Raw genomic sequence first — 3,834 nt, forward strand, 5'->3', positions numbered from 1 at the left:
TCGAGATCGTCCGCGAGTTCGAGGTGGACGCCACGCCGGAGCAGGTGTGGGAGACGGTGACGGGGAACCCCGGCGCGTATACCCCCGCGACCTGCGCGGCACCCTGCGCGCCTGGATCGCCGCCCAGGGCAACGCGGAACGCGCCGCCGACGCCCTCGGCATCCACCCGCAGACCGTCCGTGACCACGTCCGCAGCGCCGAACCCGTCCTGGAACGCCAGCTCCTCACCCCTGGCGCGGACCTGTACGAAGTCGTCCTCGCCCACCTCGCCACCGGCGACATCACAACCCCGATGAACGGGGGCGAACCGGGCAGTCCTGTGCACAGGTGAGCCATAGCCGGGCACCCGTGCGATACACACCACCGGCCGTGTTCCCGTACGTTCGGAGCGGACTCGGGGTGCGACCAGTACGGGGGACCGGTCGCACCCCGTTCGCGTCAGCCCTTCAGCCGCACCGGGATCTCCTGCCACCCGAACGCGATGAACGACGGCACCTGCGCCAACTCATCCTTCTCCAGGGCGAGTTCCGGGAACCGCTCGAACAGGGCGGCCAGCGCGTACGACGCCTCCATGCGGGCCAGCGGCGCTCCGACGCAGCGGTGCACACCGATCCCGAACGCCAGATGGTCGTCCACGCCGCGCGCCGCGTCGAAGACGTCCGCGTCGTCGCCGTAGCGCGCGGGATCGACGCCGGCCGCCGCGTACGTCGTCAGGATCGCGTCGCCCGCAGGGACCGTCACCCCGCCGACTGTCAGGTCCTCCACCGCGAACCTGAGCGGCAGCGACGCGATCGACGGGTGCGCGCGCAGCGTCTCGTCCAGCACCGCGTCCCAGGAGAGGTCACCGGCGCGCACGGCCGCGAGCTGCTCCGGGCGCCTGAGGAGTGCCACGACCGCGTTGCCGATCAGGTTCACGGTCGTCTCGAAACCCGCGCCGATCACCAGCAGCAGCGTGTACAGCAGCTCCTCGTCGCTGAGCCGGTCGCCGTCCTCGTCCCGCACCCGGATCAGCTCGGTCGTCATGTCGTCGCCCGGCTCCTGACGCTTGCGGGCGATGAGCGTGCCGAGGACCGCGCCGATCTGCTCCTGGACGAACGCCGCGTGCTCGGGGGAGGGGTCGGAGGTGTCCATGATCGCCGCTATGAGCGCCGCCGTCGCGCCCCGCAGGTCCTCGGGGACACCGAAGAGTTCGCAGATGATCCGCAGCGGCAGGGGATGCGCGAGCGCGGTCCGCAGCTCGGCGGTGTCGCCGTCGAGGGCGTCCAACAGCTCCGTCGTCACCGCCTCGACGCGCGGGCGCAGCGACTCCGTGCGCCGGGCGGTGAAGCTCGGGGCGACCAGCCTGCGCAGCCGGGTGTGGTCCTCGCCGTACGTCGAGAGCATGTTGACGACGCCGACCCAGCCGAGGACCCACCCCCAGGACGGGTGCTCGGGCACCTCGGGCCACAGCCGCCAGTGCCGGCGCGGGTCCTTGCTGACCCTCGGGTCGAGGATCAGCTCCTTCAACGTGTCGTACCCGGTCGGCGCCCACGCTGGGATCCCGCCGGGCAGCTCCACCGGCACGATCGGACCCAGGGCGCGTAACCGGGCCGACTCGGCGGGGATGTCGGCGCCGAACGGGTCGAGCGGGATGCGGTCGGTCACGGTCACGTGGGATCTCCAGGATGGTCGGGGACACGCGGGGTGAAACGGACGGGCAGGGCCCTGAGGGAACGGTGGAACGGGCCCGGCCGCCAGGTGAGCCGCTCACGCGGCAGCACCGGTTCGAGATCCGGCAGCCACTGCATGAGCCGCTCGATGGCCTCGGTGACGATGAGCAGCGCGTGGTGGCGCACCGGGCAGGCGTGCGGACCCGCGCCCCACGACAGGTGCGAGGCGTCCGACGGATGCCGCCCGCCCGTCGCCTCACGCTCCGCGAAGTGCCCGAGCCCGCCGTACGACACCACCACCGGGACCGTCTCCGGCAGCCACACCCCGTGGAAGGCGACCGGCTCGCGCGCGTAGTAGATCCCGTAGTTCGCCAGCGGCGTCTCGTGGTGCAGCACCTCCACCACCGCGTCCATCACCGGACGGGCGCCGCTGGTGAGCGTCGAGTAGTACAGGTCGTTGCCGAGGATCCGCGAGAGGGTGTTGGAGACCAGGTTCGACGTCGGCTCGAAACCCGCGCCGAGCGTGAGGAATACCTGCCAGGTGACCTCCTCGCCGCTCAGCCCGAGGGGATGCTCCAACAGCCGGCTCGGCAGGTCCTCGCCCGGCCGCTCGGCCTTCGCCGCGACCAGGTCCAGGACGTACCCCGCGTACTCCGCCTCACCGGCCCGCGCCTCGGCGCCGCCCTCCATCATCCGCGCCAGCCCCCGGTGCAGCCGCTCGCCCTGGCTGTCGGGCAGCCCGAACAGGTCGTTGAAGACCAGCGCCAGCAGCGGACGCGCGAACTCCTCCACCAGGTCCGCCTCGCCGCGCGGCCCGATCCGGCCCACCACGAGCCGCACCGCCCGGTGCACCCGGGCCCGCAGGTCGTGCGGCTCGACCAGGTCGAACACGTCGAGGAGGGTTCTGCGGTAACGCAGGTGCTCGGCGCCGTCCGCGAACAGGGCGTTGGGCCGCCACCGCATCATCCCCAGTACCGGCGCGTCCACCGGCACGGTCTCCTCCCAGGCGCGCGGGTCGTGCGAGAACGTCTCGTCGTCGTGCAGCACCGCGAGCGCCGCCCGCCGGTCCGTCACCACGAACGCCGGGATCCCCGGCGCCAGTTCGGCCCAGCCGACCGGGCCCTGGGCGCGCAGCGCCGCATAGTAGCGGTGGGGGTCCGCCGCGAAGTCCTCCTCCCACAGCCGCACCGGGGCGGAACGGGAGAAGTCGCGCTGGTCCGGAGGGTAGGCGGTCACCGGGTCCCCCTCGCGACGAGATGGTCGACGAGCGCCAGCAGCGCGTCCACGGACGAGTTCGCGTCGCGCGCGTCGCACGTCACCATCGGCGTGTCCGCCTCCAGGTCCAGCGCCCGCCTGAGCCGCTCGTGCGTGTGGTGGCGCGGCGAGTCCGGGAACGCGTTGATCGCCACCGCGTACGGCAGCCCGCTGTCCTCGACCAGCCCCAGCACGTCGAACGACGCCCCGATACGGCGGCTGTCCACCAGCACCAGCGCGCCCAGCGCCCCGTACGAGATGTCCTCCCACAGCTCCCGGAACCGCTCCTGGCCGGGCGTGCCGAACAGATACAGGACGACACCGCCGGGCAGGCTGACGCGGCCGAAGTCGATCGCGACCGTCGTCGTCGACTTCTCCCGCACCCCCGCCAGGTCGTCGACGTGCGCCGACGCCTCGGTGAGCCGCTCCTCGGTGTGCAGCGGGGTGATCTCCGAGACGGAGTCGATGAGGGTGGTCTTGCCGACCCCGAACGGGCCCGCGACCAGGATCTTCACCAACTCCTGTGCGGTGTCCGGGAGATGCGGGGGACTAACGCTTGAGGGCGCGGAGGCCATCGGCCACTCTCTTCAGCAGATCGGGGTCGTAGTGCGCGGCCGACGCCACCGGGGCGCGGGCCAGCAACAGCTCCTTGTCCAGCAGACCGGCGATCAGCACCCGGACCGCCGACACCGGCAGCCTGAGCACCGCCGCCACCTCGACGAGCGCGAGCGCGCCCCCGGACAGCGCGTCCAGCACGGCGAGTTCGGCCGCCGACAGGCCCTCGGGGCGGACGGTCACGGGATCACGGGCCAGGACGGTGAGCCGCTCAAGACGGGGCCGGCTCGGACGGGCCACCCCGCCCGTCGACAGATACGCCGGCACCAGCGGCCGGCCGGCCGGGCGCCCCGTCACGCGGGTCCGGCGTCGTCGG

At 72.7% G+C, this 3,834-nt stretch carries 5 protein-coding genes; 1 reads left to right on the top strand and 4 read right to left on the bottom strand.

Going from position 1 to position 3,834, the window contains the following annotated elements; translation table 11 throughout:
- The coding region (locus tag ACVNF4_RS33530) for a helix-turn-helix domain-containing protein (RefSeq protein WP_461806643.1) at positions 1-331 on the top strand (331 nt) is incomplete at its 5' end.
- A 107-nt stretch (positions 332-438) separates the two neighbouring features.
- On the opposite strand, the gene ACVNF4_RS33535 is transcribed toward ACVNF4_RS33530, so the two are convergent.
- From ACVNF4_RS33535 to ACVNF4_RS33550, 4 genes are read right to left on the bottom strand one after another with little or no spacing between them, the layout of a single operon-like run.
- Positions 439-1,650, bottom strand: a complete 1,212-nt coding sequence (locus ACVNF4_RS33535; RefSeq protein WP_461806644.1) for a cytochrome P450 family protein — start codon at positions 1,648-1,650, stop codon at positions 439-441.
- The gene (locus ACVNF4_RS33540) at positions 1,647-2,885 is read right to left on the bottom strand and encodes a cytochrome P450 family protein (protein WP_461806645.1); all 1,239 of its coding nucleotides are present in this window, start codon (positions 2,883-2,885) and stop codon (positions 1,647-1,649) included. The genes ACVNF4_RS33535 and ACVNF4_RS33540 overlap by 4 nt, the downstream gene beginning before the upstream one ends.
- Entirely contained in the window at positions 2,882-3,478 is a 597-nt protein-coding gene (locus ACVNF4_RS33545) for a GTP-binding protein (protein ID WP_461806646.1), read from the bottom strand. Before ACVNF4_RS33545 ends, ACVNF4_RS33540 begins: the two co-directional genes overlap by 4 nt.
- A complete protein-coding gene (locus ACVNF4_RS33550; protein ID WP_461806647.1) occupies positions 3,453-3,815 on the bottom strand; it encodes a DUF742 domain-containing protein in 363 nt (120 codons plus the stop codon). Before ACVNF4_RS33550 ends, ACVNF4_RS33545 begins: the two co-directional genes overlap by 26 nt.
- Positions 3,816-3,834 lie beyond the last annotated feature (19 nt).

Source organism: Streptomyces sp. S6 (assembly GCF_054880855.1).